This window comes from Kitasatospora sp. NPDC057965, assembly GCF_042887135.1.
Lineage (GTDB): Bacteria > Actinomycetota > Actinomycetes > Streptomycetales > Streptomycetaceae > Kitasatospora.
Genome location: NZ_JBHVPZ010000018.1, coordinates 54,933 through 70,203, shown reverse-complemented (window position 1 = coordinate 70,203; position 15,271 = coordinate 54,933). Strand labels below are relative to the sequence as shown.

Annotated in this window: 11 protein-coding genes; 7 read left to right on the top strand and 4 right to left on the bottom strand. The window is 75.0% G+C overall.

All coding sequences use genetic code 11. From position 1 onward, the window contains the following. Window positions 1-62 precede the first annotated feature (62 nt). Entirely contained in the window at window positions 63-1,112 is a 1,050-nt protein-coding gene (locus tag ACFVVU_RS23440) for a family 2 encapsulin nanocompartment cargo protein polyprenyl transferase (protein ID WP_380682780.1), read from the top strand. 136 nt (window positions 1,113-1,248) lie between these two features. Here ACFVVU_RS23440 and ACFVVU_RS23435 read toward each other — a convergent pair whose 3' ends face one another. Further along, window positions 1,249-2,289, bottom strand: coding sequence for an NAD-dependent epimerase/dehydratase family protein (locus ACFVVU_RS23435; RefSeq protein WP_387791979.1), 1,041 nt, complete (start codon window positions 2,287-2,289; stop codon window positions 1,249-1,251). Window positions 2,290-2,508: 219 nt separating this feature from the next. Here ACFVVU_RS23435 and ACFVVU_RS23430 point away from each other — a divergent pair, with 219 nt between their 5' ends. The 3 genes from ACFVVU_RS23430 (at window position 2,509) to ACFVVU_RS23420 (ending at window position 6,184) form a co-directional block, all read left to right on the top strand. Further along, the gene (locus ACFVVU_RS23430; RefSeq protein WP_387791977.1) at window positions 2,509-3,843 is read left to right on the top strand and encodes a DUF1254 domain-containing protein; all 1,335 of its coding nucleotides are present in this window, start codon (window positions 2,509-2,511) and stop codon (window positions 3,841-3,843) included. 58 nt (window positions 3,844-3,901) lie between these two features. Then, window positions 3,902-5,242, top strand: a complete 1,341-nt coding sequence (locus tag ACFVVU_RS23425) for a DUF1254 domain-containing protein (RefSeq protein ID WP_387791975.1) — start codon at window positions 3,902-3,904, stop codon at window positions 5,240-5,242. A 270-nt stretch (window positions 5,243-5,512) separates the two neighbouring features. Further along, the gene (locus ACFVVU_RS23420; RefSeq protein WP_387791973.1) at window positions 5,513-6,184 is read left to right on the top strand and encodes a GAP family protein; all 672 of its coding nucleotides are present in this window, start codon (window positions 5,513-5,515) and stop codon (window positions 6,182-6,184) included. 362 nt (window positions 6,185-6,546) lie between these two features. Here ACFVVU_RS23420 and ACFVVU_RS23415 read toward each other — a convergent pair whose 3' ends face one another. Next, the gene (locus ACFVVU_RS23415; protein WP_387791971.1) at window positions 6,547-8,334 is read right to left on the bottom strand and encodes a sigma-70 family RNA polymerase sigma factor; all 1,788 of its coding nucleotides are present in this window, start codon (window positions 8,332-8,334) and stop codon (window positions 6,547-6,549) included. Window positions 8,335-8,492: 158 nt separating this feature from the next. On the opposite strand from ACFVVU_RS23415, the gene radA reads away from it, so the two are divergent. Together radA and disA are read left to right on the top strand one after the other, a co-directional pair. Further along, the gene (gene radA, locus ACFVVU_RS23410; protein WP_380682773.1) at window positions 8,493-9,992 is read left to right on the top strand and encodes a DNA repair protein RadA; all 1,500 of its coding nucleotides are present in this window, start codon (window positions 8,493-8,495) and stop codon (window positions 9,990-9,992) included. A 188-nt stretch (window positions 9,993-10,180) separates the two neighbouring features. Beyond that, the gene (gene disA, locus ACFVVU_RS23405) at window positions 10,181-11,239 is read left to right on the top strand and encodes a DNA integrity scanning diadenylate cyclase DisA (protein ID WP_380682789.1); all 1,059 of its coding nucleotides are present in this window, start codon (window positions 10,181-10,183) and stop codon (window positions 11,237-11,239) included. Between the two features lie 122 nt (window positions 11,240-11,361). Here disA and ACFVVU_RS23400 read toward each other — a convergent pair whose 3' ends face one another. Beyond that, window positions 11,362-12,255: a hypothetical protein gene (locus ACFVVU_RS23400; protein WP_380690092.1), complete on the bottom strand. Its 894-nt coding sequence runs from the start codon at window positions 12,253-12,255 to the stop codon at window positions 11,362-11,364. A 182-nt stretch (window positions 12,256-12,437) separates the two neighbouring features. On the opposite strand from ACFVVU_RS23400, the gene ACFVVU_RS23395 reads away from it, so the two are divergent. Next, entirely contained in the window at window positions 12,438-13,391 is a 954-nt protein-coding gene (locus ACFVVU_RS23395; RefSeq protein ID WP_387791970.1) for an A/G-specific adenine glycosylase, read from the top strand. 89 nt (window positions 13,392-13,480) lie between these two features. Here the strand turns inward: ACFVVU_RS23395 and ACFVVU_RS23390 are convergent, their stop codons facing one another. Beyond that, window positions 13,481-15,109: an MDR family MFS transporter gene (locus tag ACFVVU_RS23390; RefSeq protein WP_380689332.1), complete on the bottom strand. Its 1,629-nt coding sequence runs from the start codon at window positions 15,107-15,109 to the stop codon at window positions 13,481-13,483. Between the last annotated feature and the right edge of the window lie 162 nt (window positions 15,110-15,271).

Genomic DNA, 15,271 nt, shown 5'->3' with positions numbered 1-15,271 from the left:
TGACCGCGGCAGGGCCGGCCCGACCCGGGGCCGGCCCGTCGCACCACCAAGGGGGAGGACCCATGGGAATGTTCACGCTGGAGCGCGACCATCGCGAGGGACACGAGGCGCAGGACGTCCTCGCGCGCGCCCGCGCCCTCGTCGACCCGGTGCTCCGGGCCGCCGTGGACTCGCTGCCCGGCACCATGCGCCGGGTCGCCGGCTACCACTTCGGCTGGTGGGAGGCGGACGGCTCGCCGTCGACCGCGTCCTCCGGGAAGGCCATCCGGCCCGCCCTGGTGCTCGCCGCCACCCAGGCACTGGGCGGCGACCCCGCCGAGGCCACCGCCGCCGCGGCCGCCGTCGAGCTGGTGCACAACTTCACGCTGCTGCACGACGACATCATCGACCGGGACGAGACCCGCCGGCACCGCCCCACCGCCTGGCTGGTGTTCGGCACCACCGAGGCCATCCTGGCCGGGGACGCCGTGCACTCGCTGGCGCTGCGCCTGCTCGCCGAGGACGGCCACCCGGCCGCGGGCGCCGCGGTGCGCCGACTGGCCGACTGCGTGGTGGAACTCTGCGAGGGCCAGCAGATCGACTGCGCCTTCGAGCAGCGCAGCGACGTCTCGCTGACCGAGTGCCTGGCGATGGCCGAGGCCAAGACCGGCGCACTGCTCGGCGCCGCCTGCGCGATGGGCGCCCAGTACGCGGGCGGCTCGGAGACGGCCGCCCAGGCGATGGACGGCTTCGGCCGGGAGATCGGCCTGGCCTTCCAGCTGATCGACGACCTGATCGGCATCTGGGGCGACCCGACCGTCACCGGCAAGCCGGTCGGCGCTGACCTCCTGGTCCGCAAGAAGTCGCTGCCGGTGGTCGCGGCGCTGGGCTCGGGGACGCCCGACGGGGCCCGGCTGGCGGAGCTGTACGCGCTGGACCGGCCGCTCACCGGCGAGGAGCTGGCGAGCTGCGCGGCCGCGGTCGAGGGCGCCGGCGGGCGGGCCTGGGCGCAGGGCGAGTCCTGTGACCGGATGGCGGCGGCGATGACCCAGCTGGCCCTCGCGGTGCCCGAGCCGTCGGCCGCCGACGAACTGCTGGCGCTCGCCGAGCTGGTCACCCGCCGCACCCACTGATCCGGCCTCCAGCGGGGGAGCGGACGCCCCGCTCTCCCCGTTGCCCTCCCCGCCGCCGCGACTGGACCCGCGTGGGCGGCTCCCGTACAGACTGCTCCCGTACAGACTGCTCCCGAACGGAGGGCTCCCGAACGCGTCAGCCGAGCGGGGCCGGGGTGTCGAGCAGCCGCTGCTCCTTCGCCGGTTCGATGCCGTGCAGCACCCGGCCGCGTTTGCGTCCGTCGGCCTCCGTGTCGTTCGCCGGCCCGCGCTGCCGCAGCCACTCCCAGGTGTCCCGGGCGGTCTCGGCGAAGGGCCGGCAGCGCAGCCCGGCCGCCTCGGCCCGTCCGGTGCCGGCCCGCCAGATGCCCGCGGTCTCCGGTCCGTCGGGTATCCAGAGCGGCAGCTCGCTCCACGGCTGGACGCGGTCCGGCCCCTCGGCCGTCAGCCGGCTGTCCGGGGCCCAGACCAGCTCGGCGCCCCCGCCGCCGGCCGCCTCGGCACAGCCCGCGAGGAACTCCCCGTAGGTGAGCCGGCCGGGCGGCGCCGTGGTGATGAACCGGCCGGCCGTGCCCGCCGTCAGCAGATCCAGCCCGAACACCGCGAAGTCCCGGACGTCGATCAGCTGCATCGGCCGCCCCGGCTCCCCGGGCGCCAGCACCCGCCCGCCGCGGGCCATCCGCTCCAGCCACCACGGCAGCCGGCCGCCCTGCTCGTGGGGGCCGATCAGCAGCCCGCTGTTGAGGACCAGCGTGCGCCCGGCGCCGAAGTGCTCCAGGACGGCGCGCTCGCAGCCGGCCTTGAGCGCGGGGCTGAACTCCTGCCCGGGCGGGGTGTCGGCCGGACACTCGTGCAGCGGGGAGGCCTCGTCGACCACCCGGGCCGGCCAGTCGGCGAAGGCGTGCACGGAGGAGATCAGCGTGTAGTGGCCGGCGCGGTCGCGCAGCAGCCGGGCGGAGTGCGCGGCCTGGGCGGGCTGCTGGGCCGAGGTGTCGACCACGGCGTCCCAGTGCCGTCCCTCGGTCGTCCGCGCCAGGTCGTCGGCCGAGTCGCGGTCGCCGCGCACCGCCTCCACACCGGGCAGGTCGGCGGCCGTGCGGCCGCGGTTGAAGGTGGTGACCTCGTGGCCGCGGGCGAGGGCCTCGGAGGCGAACGCCCGTCCCAGGAAGGACGAGCCGCCGAGCAGAAGGATCTTCATACCGGCAAGGCTGTCCCGGCCCCTTGCCCCGCATACCGCCGTTCGCCGTGGGCGCAGACCGGCGCCCTACCGGCCCGTCCGAGCTGCCCGCGGTGGCCGAGATGCCGACCCCCGGGGGCCCGCATAGCATCCGATTCGTACCGATATGTCCATCCGATACGTCCGTCATGCAGCCGTCGCGCCCCGGTACCGGGGACCGGCGCAGGGAAGAGCGGCACCATGGTCAACCCGGCACTCGTGGACCCGGACACCATCCGTGCGACCGCCGCCGAGGCGTGGGTCCGCGGTTACCCGATCCTGCAGAACTACCGCACCCTCTACACCCAGGCACTGGACGACGCGGACCCGCGCCACGTCGGCGGCTTCGGCGTCTTCCGGCACTACCCGCGCCCCGCAACCCCGGCCGACACCGACGTCATCACGCCCAACAACGACACCCCGTACTCCTGGGCCTGGCTCGACCTGCGGACCGAACCCTGGGTGCTCTCCGTGCCCGCCACCGACCGCTACTACGTGCTGCCGGTGCACGAACTCGACACCGCGTACGCCGGGTTCGTCGGCTCCCGGACCACCGGCCAGGAGGCCGGCGACCACCTGGTGGCCGGCCCCGACTGGCACGGCGAACCGCCGCCCGGCATCCGCGGCGTCATCCGCACCACGACCCGGCTGGCCGGCATCCTCGGCCGCACCCACCTCGTCGGCACGTCCCCGGAGGCGGTCGCGGAACTCGCCGCGCTCCAGCGGCAGTACCGCCTGCGCCCGCTGCACGCCTACGCCGGCACACCGGAGCCTGAGCCCGCCCCGCAGCCCGTCTGGCCGGTCTGGCGCGACGAGGTGCTCGACACCGTCGAGTTCTTCGTCTTCCTCGACTTCCTGCTCGGCTTCCTGCCCGCCGAGGCCGCCCCGCCCGCCGAGGCCGAGCTGCGCGGCCGGCTGGCCGACCTCGGCATCGACGGCCGCGGCGAGTTCGAACCGGCCGCGCTGCCGCTCGCCATCCGCACCGAGATCGAGCGCGGCATCGCCGACGGCAAGGCCGAACTGGCCCGCGCCGCCGCCCGCACCGAATCGTCCGTCGGGCTCTTCGGCACCCGGGCACAGCTCGGCACCCGGTACCTCGACCGCGCGGTCGGGGCGCTCACCGGCCTGTACGGGCTGCCCGTCGAGGAGGCCTGGTACGGCGGCTGGCAGGCCGACAGCGCCGGCAACCGCCCGCCCGACGCCAGCAGACGCGACTATCTGCTGCGGTTCCCGCCGGACGCGCTGCCACCCGCCCGCCACTTCTGGTCGGTGACCCTGTACGCGCTGCCCGGGCTCCACCTGGTCGACAACACCCTGGACCGCTACTCCGTCGGCGACCGCACCCCCGGCCTGGTCCGCGACCCGGACGGCGGACTCAGCGTCTACGTCCAGCACAAGCGGCCCGCCGACGCCGACCACTCCGCCAACTGGCTGCCCGCCCCGGACGGCCCGTTCACCGTCGTCATCCGCCTGTACGGGCCGGACCTCTCGGTGCTCGACGGCCGCTGGACACCGCCGCCGCTCACCCCGCGCTGACCCCCGCGCCCCTGTCCGCTCCCCCCTTCGACCCCCCGGCACCCGGGAAGGACGCCCCATGAACCAACCCGAGCTGGAGGCCCTCGCCGCCGACGCCTACGTCTACGGCTATCCGCTCGTCGCCGGCCTCACCACGGTCGACCGCTTCGTGCACGGCGGCCTGGGCGTCCTGCCGCCCACTCCGTTCAACCGCTTCGCCCACGCCCCGCGGCTGGCCGGCCCGGACGACGACTTCGTCGCAGTCAACAACGACGTCCTCTACTCGGTGGCCCAGCTCGACCTCTCCGAGGGCCCGCAGCGCCTGCACGTGCCCGACACCGCCGGCGGCTACCACGTGCTGCAGTTCGTCGACGCGTGGACCGACAACTTCGCCTACCTCGGCAGCCGCGCCACCGGCAGCGCGGCCCGGACCTGGCTGGTCGTCCCGCCCGGCTGGCACGGCACCCCGGCCGACCCCGACCGGGTGATCACCGCACCGACCGCCGTCGCCACCGTCGTCGGCCGCTTCGCCTGCGCCGGGCCGGACGACCTCCCGCGGGTCCGCGCCCTCCAGGACGGGCTCGTCCTCGAACCGCTGGAGCCGGGCGGGGTCGCCGCCGGACTCCCCGAGCCGGACCCGGACGTGCCCGAGCGGCTCGCCTTCTTCGAGCGGCTCCGGGTCTGGATGGCCGCCTACCCGCCCACCGAGGCCGACCGGGCCTACCAGCAGCGGTTCGCCCCGCTCGGCCTCCTCGACCCCGGCCCCTCGCCGTACCGGGCGGCCGCCCCCGACTGGACGCTCGCCCTGGCGACCGGCCTCGCCGCCGGGCGCGAACGCGTCGAGGACGCCACCCGGCCGCCCGAGGAGCACCCGCCCGGCGAGTGGCGCGCCGCCCTCCACCTGTTCGACCACAACACGGCCTTCCTCGGCCCGGGCACCGTCGACGACCCCGAGTGGCGGATCCCCGACCGCCGCGCCGCCTACCTCAGCCGCGCCGCCGCGGCCCGGGCCGGGCTCTGGGGCTGCCACGCCTACGAGGCCCTGCACGCCACCACCGGTGACGACGCGGACGGCCGCCCGCTCGACGGCACCCATCCGCACACCCTCCGCTTCCCGCCGGACGGGCTGCCGCCCGCCGAGGAGTTCTGGTCCCTCACCGTGTACGGCCTCCCGGACCAGCACCTGGTCGCCAACCCGGCCGACCGCTACTCGATCGGCAGCCGCACCCCCGGCCTGCGGCCCGACCCGGACGGCGGCCTCACCCTCCACCTGAGCCACGAACCCCCCGCCGACCCGTCGGAGGCGGCGAACTGGCTCCCCACCCCCGCCGGGCCGTTCCGCCCGGTGATGCGCCTCTACCGCCCGGGCCCCGCCGCCCTGGACGGCACCTACCGGCTCCCGCCCCTGCGCCGGGTGTAGGGCGTGCCCTGTGGACCGGCCCGGGTCCGCGACGCCAGGGCACGCACGCCCCCGGCCGCCGGGCCGGGGGAGTCGCGGCCTCGTCCGGGCTGATCCACAAGACGCGCCCCGGGGCCCTCTTCTTCGGAGCACGCCGGGCCGTCGCCGCCGGAGCGGACACGTCCCCAGCCTCGCCCCCGGCCTCCGCCCGGTGTGATCCGAGGGAGAGGGTCCAGGCGTCCGGCGGGCCGGCCTTCCCGGGCGGGTCCGCCCGAGCAGGAAGGAAGCGCGATGGGCGACGCCGTCGGCCGGATGCTGGCCCCGGCCGTGGGCATCGCGATCAGCCCGATGGCGCTGGTCGCGACCGTCCTGCTGCTCGCGACGCCCCGGGGCCGGGCCGACGGGACGGCGTTCGCCGTCGGCTGGACGGCCGCGCTGGCGGCGGTGCCGGCCGTCGTGGTGCCGCTCGGATCACGGCTCGCCGCGGGCACGGTGGCCCCGGACTGGTCGTGGTGGTTCGAGCTGGCGGTGGGCGGGCTGCTCCTGCTGCTCGGCGTGCGCCGGTGGTGGGACCGCCCGCGCGAGGGCCGGGTGCACGGCCCGCCGGAGTGGATGCGGACGGTCGACCGCTCCACCCCCGCCCGGTCCGCCGCACTGGGGGCGACCCTGCTGGCGACCGATCCGAAGAACCCACTGCTCGCCCTCGCCGCCGCGGTCGCGATCGGCACCGGCGGCGCCCCGGCCTCCGGCAAGGCGGGCGCCGCCGCGCTGCTGGTGCTGATCGGCTCCCTCGGCACCCTGCTGCCCCTCGCCGTCCACCTCCACGGCGGCGACCACGCCGCCCGCCGCCTCGACGAGTGGCGAGCCTGGGCGGCCACCCATAACGCGGCGGTCCAGCCGACCCTCCTCCTCGCCCTCGGCACTTCCCACGTGGGTGCCGCCCTCTCCGGCCTGACCGCTTGATGTCCTCGGCGCCTTCCGCGCGGGTGCGGTTATCCCTGCCCCGACCGCCGGACGGCCTCGCTGCCTGTTGCTGGGTGTGGTCATCTTGGGCCCGGCCGCCTGACGTCCTCGCTGCCTGCCGCGTGGGCGCCGTTCTCGCCGACCTGGCCACCTGACCACACGCTGCGGCGCTCGCCGTGAGGCATCGTCGCCGCAGCGCCGCTGGCCTGGCGGCCGGCCCCGGGCTGCCTTTGCCCCCGCGTGGTGCGGGGTGTCCGGTAGCTGAGCGCCGAGGCGGCCGGGTTCGGGGTGTTGTGCCGTTGGTGCAGCGGGCCATCCTTCCGCTCTCGGGTCCGGCGGCCCGGCCTCGTACGGCCCCCGCCTCAGTGCGGTGCCGGGCTTGCCGGGGTGGTGGTGCCGGCCGGGGAGGGACTTGGGGATGTCGCGGACGTCGGTTCGCTGGTCGGCGCCGGTGTCGGCGTCGGGGTGGGTGTGGCGGTCGGGCCCGGGCTCGGGGTGGTGGTGGGTTCGGCGGGGCCCGGGTCGCCGGTCGGGGTCGGGGTGGCGCCGCCGCGGTGCTGCGGGCCGCCCTCGATGGTGACCACGGCCTGGGACGGCGGCAGCGCGATCCGGGCGGTCCAGTGGGTCGCGGGGGCGAGGTCCTCGTCGACGCTGACGATCACGGTGATCCGCTGCCCGGGCGCGAGCGTGCCGGCGTCGCGGCTGAGCCGCAGCCAGGGCGCGTCCACGACGGCGTGCCAGCGGATCTCGGTGCCGCCGGAGTTGGTGAGGGTGAGCACCGTGCGGCTGCCGTACTCGCCCGCCTCGACGGTCAGCAGGCCGGACGGCGCTGGTGCCGGTGCCCCCGTCGGCGCCCCCTTCGGTCCGTCGACGGGGGTCGGCACAGCGGCTGGGGCAGCAGCAGTGGGAGCAGGGGTCGGGACCGGAATCAGCGGCCCCTGGACCCCAGGCAGCAACGTTTCTGCAGGGCGTGGTCCGGCCCCCGCCAGCTCCATCCCGGCCACCGCCGGACCGGACCCGCGGTAGACCTCGCCGACCGCCCCGATCACCGCCCCGACCGCCTTGGCGGCCCCGGCGGCCCCCGCAGCCCCGCCCGGTTCTGCCGTACCACCCGCCGAACCACTCGCCGCGGCAGCACCCGCCGAACGCTCCCCCTCGACCCGGACCGAGGAGACCGACGCCGCCTCCCCGGCCCCGGTCCCGCCCCGGTGCCCGGCCCACAGGGCGACGACCGGCGCGGCCAGGACGGCGGCCAGCACCCCGGTGGTCACCACCCGCCGCCGCACCGCCGGGCCCCGTCCGCCGTCCGGCGCGCGGTGCCGGGGGAAGCCGCCCTGGTCGAAGCGGAGCCCGACCTCGGTCGGCACCGACACCCGCGCCGGCACCCGCACCCGCACCGTCACCGTCCCCGCCGCCCCGGCGCCCCTGCCCGGCGCGGTGAGCACCGGCAGCCCGGACAGCCCGGCCGTGCCGTCCTCCGGCACCTCGCCGGCCACCCGCTCCGCCGTACCCCGGCAGGTCGGGCAGTCGACCACGTGCCGCACCAGCTCCCGGCGGAGCGCGGGGCCCAGCACCCAGTCCCGCCAGCTCTCCGCGCCCGCGCCGCCGAGCCGGTCCAGCTCGGGGCAGCTGCCGACGCCGAGCACCAGCAGGGCGGCCCTGGTCCGGCCGACCTCGGCCAGCGCGGAGGCGAGCAGCGTCCGCACGTCCTCGAACGGCTGCCCGAGGACGGCCGCCACCTCGATCGGACTGAGCCGGTGCCGGACCGACAGCTCCAGGGCCTCGCGCTGCTCGGGGGCGGTGCCGGCCGCCTCGGGCCACGCCAGCGAAGCCAGTTCACGCCTCCGTCGGACCGCCTCGGCCCCGCCGTCCCCGTCGCCCCCACGGCCCCCGCCCGTCCCGCTCCCGCCCCCGTCCGCCAGCCGCCGCAGGCAGCAGTACCGCGCCAGCGAGTACAGCCATGCCCGGACCAGCCCGGGCTCGGCGAGCCGGTCGCCGTACCGGACCGCCAGCTCGCGCACCTCCCGCAGGGCGGCCGCGGCGGCCTCGTGCTCGCACAGCACCGAGAGGCAGTAGGTGAAGAGGCCGTCCACCTGTCGCTCGTACGCCGCGAGGACGGCGTCGCGCGGCCCTTCCGTACTCGTCGTCACCCGTCCGACGGTAGAGAGCGCACCAGCCCGGTCCGAGTGATTCCGCCCGGTTGTACTTCTTTCGGGTAACAACATCGCCCATTCGTGGACCCACCCCGGCCACCCCCGGAGACCCCCGCCGCCCCCGCGCTGTCGTACCCAGGCGCTACGGTGACCGCATGGCTGCCCGTACCAAGACCACCGCCAAGCCGCGCCCGGCCTACCGCTGCACCGAGTGCGGCAACCAGCTGCCCAAGTGGGTCGGCCGGTGCCCGGAGTGCAACGCCTGGGGCACGGTCGAGGAGTACGGCGCGGTGCCGATCCGGACCACCGCCGCCGGCCCGGTCAGCGCGCCCGCCCGCCCGATCGCCCAGGTGGACGGCCAGGTGGCGACGGCGCGCTCCACCGGCGTGTCCGAGCTGGACCGGGTGCTCGGCGGCGGCCTGGTGCCGGGCGCCGTGGTGCTGCTGGCGGGCGAGCCGGGCGTCGGCAAGTCCACCCTGCTGCTGGACGTCGCCGCCAAGGCGGCCTCCGCGCAGCACCGCACCCTCTACGTCACCGGCGAGGAGTCGGCCGGCCAGGTCCGGCTGCGCGCCGACCGGATCAACGCGCTCTCCGAGCACCTCTACCTGGCCGCCGAGTCGGACCTCGGCGCCGTGCTCGGCCACGTCGAGGCGGTCGGCCCCGGCCTGCTGATCCTGGACTCGGTGCAGACCATCGCCTCCGCCGAGCTGGACGGCGCGCCGGGCGGCCCGGCCCAGGTCCGGGAGGTGGCGAACGCGCTGATCCGGGCCTCCAAGGAGCGCGGCATGGCCACCCTGCTGGTCGGCCACGTCACCAAGGACGGCCAGATCGCCGGCCCCCGCCTGCTGGAGCACCTGGTGGACGTGGTGCTGAGCTTCGAGGGGGACCGGCACGCCCGGCTGCGGATCATCCGCGGGGTCAAGAACCGGTACGGCGCGACCGACGAGGTCGGCTGCTTCGAGCTGCACGACGAGGGCATCGCGGGCCTGGCCGATCCGTCCGGCCTCTTCCTGACCAGGCGTGACAAGCCGGTGCCGGGCACCTGCCTGACCGTGACCCTGGAGGGCAAGCGGCCGCTGGTGGCCGAGGTGCAGGCGCTGATGGTGGATTCGCAGATCCCCTCGCCGCGCCGGACGACCTCGGGCCTGGAGTCGCCCCGGATCGCGATGATCCTGGCCGTGGTCGAGCGTCATGGCGGGGTGAAGCTCGGCAAGCAGGACATCTACACCGCCACCGTCGGCGGCGTGAAGCTCTCCGAGCCCTCGGCGGACCTCGCGGTGGCGCTCGCGGTGGCCAGCTCCTCCTCCGACACCCCGCTGCCCAGCAACCTGGTCGCGATCGGCGAGGTCGGCCTGGCCGGTGAGGTGCGGCGGGTGACGGGCGTGCAGCGGCGGCTGGCCGAGGCGCACCGGCTGGGCTTCACCCACGCGCTCGTCCCGCCGGACCCGGGCAAGGTCCCGCCGGGCATGAAGGTGGTCGAGGTGGCGGACATCGGCGAGGCGCTGCGGGCCATCCCGGGCCGTCGCCGGGCCGCCGCCAAGCCGAGGAATGAGGCACCGTCGGCGCCGCCGGCACCCCGCGCGCCCCGCCCGGCGGCCCACCCGGAGGAGCTCATGGACGGATGGGAGCCGCTCGACTCCGACGAACTGCGCTGACCCAAGCCCTGCCGTTGCCGCACGCAGTTAGACTTTCCCCTGTCTCATTGGTGATAAGGCAGTACTAAGCGACAGAGCAACAGACCCTAGGCCGGCGCCCGCACGAGGGGGCGCGGTACGGGGTCGACCGGAGGAGTCACGTGGCAGCCAGCGACCGGGCGGACAAGTCCTCCCGCGAGGAGGCCCTGCTGCGGGCCTCCCTCACCGCCATCGCCCCCGGCACCGCGCTGCGCGACGGCCTGGAGCGGGTGCTGCGGGCCAACACCGGCGGCCTGATCGTGCTCGGCTTCGACAAGACCGTCGAGTCGCTCTGCACCGGCGGCTTCGTGCTCGACGTCGAGTTCACCGCGACCCGGCTGCGCGAGCTGTGCAAGCTCGACGGCGCCGTGGTGCTGGACAAGGACATCACCAAGATCGTCCGGGCCGGCGTCCACCTGATGCCCGACTCCACCATCCCGACCGACGAGACCGGCACCCGGCACCGCACCGCCGAGCGGGTCAACCGGCAGACCGGTTTCCCGGTGGTCGCGGTCTCGCACTCGATGCGGCTGATCGCCATGTACGTCAACGGCACCCGCCGGGTGCTGGAGGACTCCACCACCGTGCTGTCCCGCGCCAACCAGGCGCTGGCCACCCTGGAGCGCTACAAGCTGCGCCTGGACGAGGTGGCCGGCACGCTCTCCGCGCTGGAGATCGAGGACCTGGTGACGGTGCGGGACGTCACCGCCGTCGCGCAGCGGCTGGAGATGGTCCGGCTGATCGCCACCGAGATCGCCGGCTACGTGCTGGAGCTCGGCATCGACGGCCGGCTGCTCTCGCTGCAGCTGGACGAGCTGATCGCGGGCGTGGAGCCGGAGCGCGAACTGGTCGCGCGGGACTACTTCCCGGAGCGCGCCGCCAAGAAGGGCCGGACCGTCACCGAGGTGCTGGCCGACCTGGAGGACCTCACCCACGCCGAGCTGCTCGACCTGCAGACGGTGGCCAAGGCGCTCGGCTACTCGGGCTCGCCGGAGTCGCTGGACTCGGCGGTCTCGCCGCGCGGCTACCGGCTGCTGGCCAAGATCCCGCGCCTGCCCAACACGGTGATAGAGCGCCTGGTGGAGCACTTCGGCGGCCTGCAGAAGCTGCTGGCCGCGAGCATCGACGACCTGCAGACGGTCGAGGGCGTCGGCGAGACCCGGGCCCGTTCGGTCCGCGAGGGCCTGTCCCGGCTCGCCGAGTCGTCCATCCTGGAGCGCTACGTCTGACCCGGCGGCCGACCCGACCCGACCCGATCCGGATCGGCCCCGCCCCGGACAGACCGAAGCCCGGACCGCCTGAGCGGTCCGGGCTTCCTGCTGTCCTGCCCCGGGTCGGTGGTGAGGGCCGGTCAGTTCTCCAGGCGGATCGAGGAGCGGGCCGAGGCCTGCCCGCCGGAGAGGCCGGTGAGGTCGGCGACCACCAGGTAGGTGCCGGCCGGTGCGGTCGACGCGTCGGCGGTGGCGCACTGCGGCTTGCTGTGGACGCGGTCCCAGGTGAAGGTCTCGGTCAGCCCGCCGTTGGCCGGGAGCTGCACCCAGCTGCTGTTCCGGTCGGCCGGGCAGTCGCCGGAGGACCAGATGCGCTCGCCGTTGCTCGCGGTGACGGTGATCGCCGAGGCGGCCCGGCCCAGGTCCAGCCGGCAGGTGGTGCCGGAGGAGTTGTTGATGGTCAGCGCCAGCTTGGGCTTGTCCTTGGGCTGGTAGGCGTTCTGGGCGCCGGCCAGATTGAGCGTCACCTGCGAGGAGGCGCAGACCGGCAGGGCCATGATCTCGGCGGTGTTCACCGGGGGCGGGCCGCCGGTGCCGCCACCGCCGGTACCCCCACCGGTGCCTCCGCTCGCGCTGCCGCCGCCGGCCGCCGCACCGCCCGCCGCCGCACCGCCGGTCGCGGGTGCCGCGCCGCCGCCGGTCGTGCCGCCGGTGCTCAGGCTGACGTCGCCGCCGCCGGAGCCGCCCACCGCGCCGCCGGAGGAGCCGCCGCTGCTGCCGCTGCCGGGGCGGGAGTTGTTGACCGGGCCGGTCGGGGAGGCGCCCGGCGTGATCGCCTGGGCGGGTGACTGGCTCTGCGACTGGGTCGGTACGGCCTGCGCGGCCTTGTCCTTGCCGTCGCCACCTCCGCCCTGATCGGTCATCAGCCAGATGACGAGGGCGGCGACCGCGACGACGGCGACGAGCACGACGATGCGCCGACGCCAGTAGATCGAGGCCGGCAGCGGTCCTACGGGTTGACGCAGAGAGGGCACGCCCAAACTCTACGAGACAGTGTGTGCCCCTTGACGCACCAACACCGCACAGTCACCCCTTCCTTCACATGATCCGCCATTTGCGCCGTTCGAGGGAGGCTGAATGGGGTGTTTTGCGCCAACATGAGGAATCCCGTGGTCCGCTTCGGCTGTCGACCCGGGCATGGGAGGATCGAAGGGCCATGGCTGCCAACACCGTCACCCCCGTCACCCCCGCCGTCCCCGCCCCCGCGACCCCCGCCGAGGCGTCGAGGCTCGGGCTGCCGCTGCCCGTCCTGCACGAGACCGTCCTCGACTGGTACGCGGCCAACGCCCGCGACCTCCCCTGGCGCACCCCGGACGCCTCGCCCTGGGCCGTGATGGTCAGCGAGTTCATGCTCCAGCAGACCCCGGTCAAGCGCGTCCTGCCCGCCTGGGAGGCCTGGATGGAGCGCTGGCCGACCCCGGCCGAGCTGGCCGCCGAGGCGCCCGGCGAGGCCGTCCGGATGTGGGGCCGGCTCGGCTACCCGCGCCGGGCGCTGCGCCTGCACGCGGCCGCCGTGGCGATCGCCGAGGAGCACGACGGCGAGGTCCCGGACGACCACGCGACGCTGCTCTCGCTGCCCGGCGTCGGTGAGTACACCGCGGCGGCGGTGGCCTCCTTCGCCTTCCGCCGGCGGCACGTGGTGCTGGACACCAACGTCCGCCGGGTGTTCGCCCGCGCGGTGACCGGCGTGGAGTACCCGGCGCAGGCCACCACGGCGGCCGAGCGGCGGACGGCGACCGCCCTGCTGCCCGAGGCCGCCGGGACGGCCGCCACCTGGGCGGTGGCCGTGATGGAACTGGGCGCCCTGGTCTGCACGGCCCGCGGCCCGGAGTGCGGGGAGTGCCCGCTGTTCACCGCCTGCGCCTGGCAGCGGGCAGGCCGCCCGCCGTACGAGGGCCCGGCCCGGCGCGGCCAGTCCTACGAGGGCACCGACCGGCAGGTGCGCGGCAAGCTGCTCGCGGTGCTCCGCGAGACCCACGGCGAGGTGCCGCAGGCCCGGCTGGACGCGGTCTGGCCGGACGCCGTGCAGCGGGCCCGGGCGCTGGACGGCCTGGTCGCCGACGGCCTGGTCGAACCGGTCGAGCAGGGCGTCTACCGACTGCCCCGCTAGCCACACGCGTGGCCGCACGTACGAGGGCCCCCGTCCGCCGGTTCGGCGTACGGGGGCCCTCGGCGCGTTCCCGCGCCGGACCGTGACCGTCAGATCGCGACGGCCTCGATGTTGTCGGTCGCGGCGCCCTTCTTGCCCTTGCCGTCCTCGGCGTCCGCCGACGGCCCGCCGGCCCCGCGCAGCGGCACCTCGCGCATGAAGACCGCGGCGGCGACCGCGATCACCGCGACGGCGGCACCCCACAGGAAGACGGTGTGCATGCCGTTGGCCACCGCGTGGTGGTAGGCGTCCTGGACCGGGGCCGGCAGCGCCTTGAGCGCGGCCGGGCTCAGCTGCGCTGGGTCGCCGCCCTGCGAGCCGCCCGCGCCGGCGGCCGAACCGAGCCGCTCGTTCATGGTCGCGGTGACCCGGTTGTTGAACAGCGCGCCGAACAGCGCCACGCCGAACGAGCCGCCGATGGTGCGGAACAGGGTGGCGGTGGAGCTGGCCACGCCCATGTCCTTGATCTCGACGCTGTTCTGCGCGACCAGCATGGTGATCTGCATCAGGAAGCCCATGCCGGCGCCGAGCACCACCATCCAGCAGGCGGAGACGAAGCCCGAGGTCCCGGTGCCGAGGGTGGAGAGCAGCAGCATGCCGGCGGTCATCACGATGGTGCCGATGATCGGGTAGATCCGGTACTTGCCGGTCTTGGTCACCGCCTGGCCGACCACCAGCGAGATCACCAGCATGCCGAACATCATCGGCATCAGCAGCAGGCCGGAGTTGGTCGCCGAGGCGCCCTGCACGGTCTGCTGGTAGAGCGGCAGGAAGACGGTCGAGCCGAACATCACGAAGCCGACCACGAAGCCGATGATCGAGACCAGGGTGAAGTTGAGGTTCCGGAACAGCGACAGCGGCAGCATCGGCTCCTGGACCCGCTGCTCGACGTAGCAGAAGCCGATCAGGGTGGCCGCGGCCAGCGCGGTCAGGCCCAGGATCTGCTTCGAGCCCCAGGCGTACTCCTGCCCGCCCCAGGTGGTGATCAGGGTGAGCGAGGTGATGCCGGTGGTGAGCAGCACCGCGCCGAGGTAGTCGATCCTGGCCTTGCTGCGGACCTTCGCGAGCTTCAGCGTGACGATCACGACGGCGAGCGCGACGGCGCCGAGCGGCAGGTTGATGTAGAAGGTCCAGCGCCAGTTCAGGTGGTCGGTGATGAAGCCGCCGACCAGCGGACCGCCGATGGTGGCGAGGGCCATCACCGCGGCGAACATGCCCTGGTACTTGCCGCGGTCGCGCGGCGGGACGAGCGCGCCCATGATCGACATGACGCCGACCATCAGACCGCCGGCGCCCAGGCCCTGCAGGGCGCGGAAGCCGATGAGCTGGTTCATGTCCTGGGAGAGGCCGGAGAGCGCCGAACCCACCAGGAAGATCACGATCGAGGTGAGGAAGGTGCCCTTGCGGCCGTACATGTCGCCGAGCTTGCCCCAGATCGGGGTGGAGGCGGCGGTGGCCAGGGTGTACGAGGTGACCACCCACGACAGGTGCTCGGCGCCGCCGAGCTCGCCGACGATGGTCGGCATCGCGGTGCCGACGATCAGGCCGTCGAGCATCGCGAGCAGCATGGTGATCACCAGGCCGATCATGACCAGGCGGATCTCGCGGGCCGAGCGGGGCTGCTCCTCCTCGGCCGGTTTCTTCTCGGGGGCGCCGGTGTCGGCCTTGGGGTGTGACATGGGTGGGTGTCTCCCGGACAGGATGTCGGGCGACCGGCGCGGCCTGCGACGGCCTCCTTACTTGTCGCCCGGCTAGTTTGTGGACCGTCGGCACGGTAGGTTGTTCACTAGCCGGTCGTCAAGCCAGTTTTTCGACAGGCGCCCTGGGCAGGAAGAATGAAC

Bases quoted from the DNA above. Each gene is read 5' to 3' on its own strand.
- ACFVVU_RS23440 (WP_380682780.1), top strand. From the start codon at position 63: ATGGGAATGTTCACGCTGGAGCGCGACCATCGCGAGGGACACGAGGCG.
- ACFVVU_RS23420 (WP_387791973.1), top strand. From the start codon at position 5,513: ATGGGCGACGCCGTCGGCCGGATGCTGGCCCCGGCCGTGGGCATCGCG.
- ACFVVU_RS23390 (WP_380689332.1), bottom strand. From the start codon at position 15,109: ATGTCACACCCCAAGGCCGACACCGGCGCCCCCGAGAAGAAACCGGCC.
- radA (WP_380682773.1), top strand. From the start codon at position 8,493: ATGGCTGCCCGTACCAAGACCACCGCCAAGCCGCGCCCGGCCTACCGC.
- ACFVVU_RS23435 (WP_387791979.1), bottom strand. From the start codon at position 2,289: ATGAAGATCCTTCTGCTCGGCGGCTCGTCCTTCCTGGGACGGGCGTTC.
- ACFVVU_RS23430 (WP_387791977.1), top strand. From the start codon at position 2,509: ATGGTCAACCCGGCACTCGTGGACCCGGACACCATCCGTGCGACCGCC.
- ACFVVU_RS23395 (WP_387791970.1), top strand. From the start codon at position 12,438: ATGGCTGCCAACACCGTCACCCCCGTCACCCCCGCCGTCCCCGCCCCC.
- ACFVVU_RS23425 (WP_387791975.1), top strand. From the start codon at position 3,902: ATGAACCAACCCGAGCTGGAGGCCCTCGCCGCCGACGCCTACGTCTAC.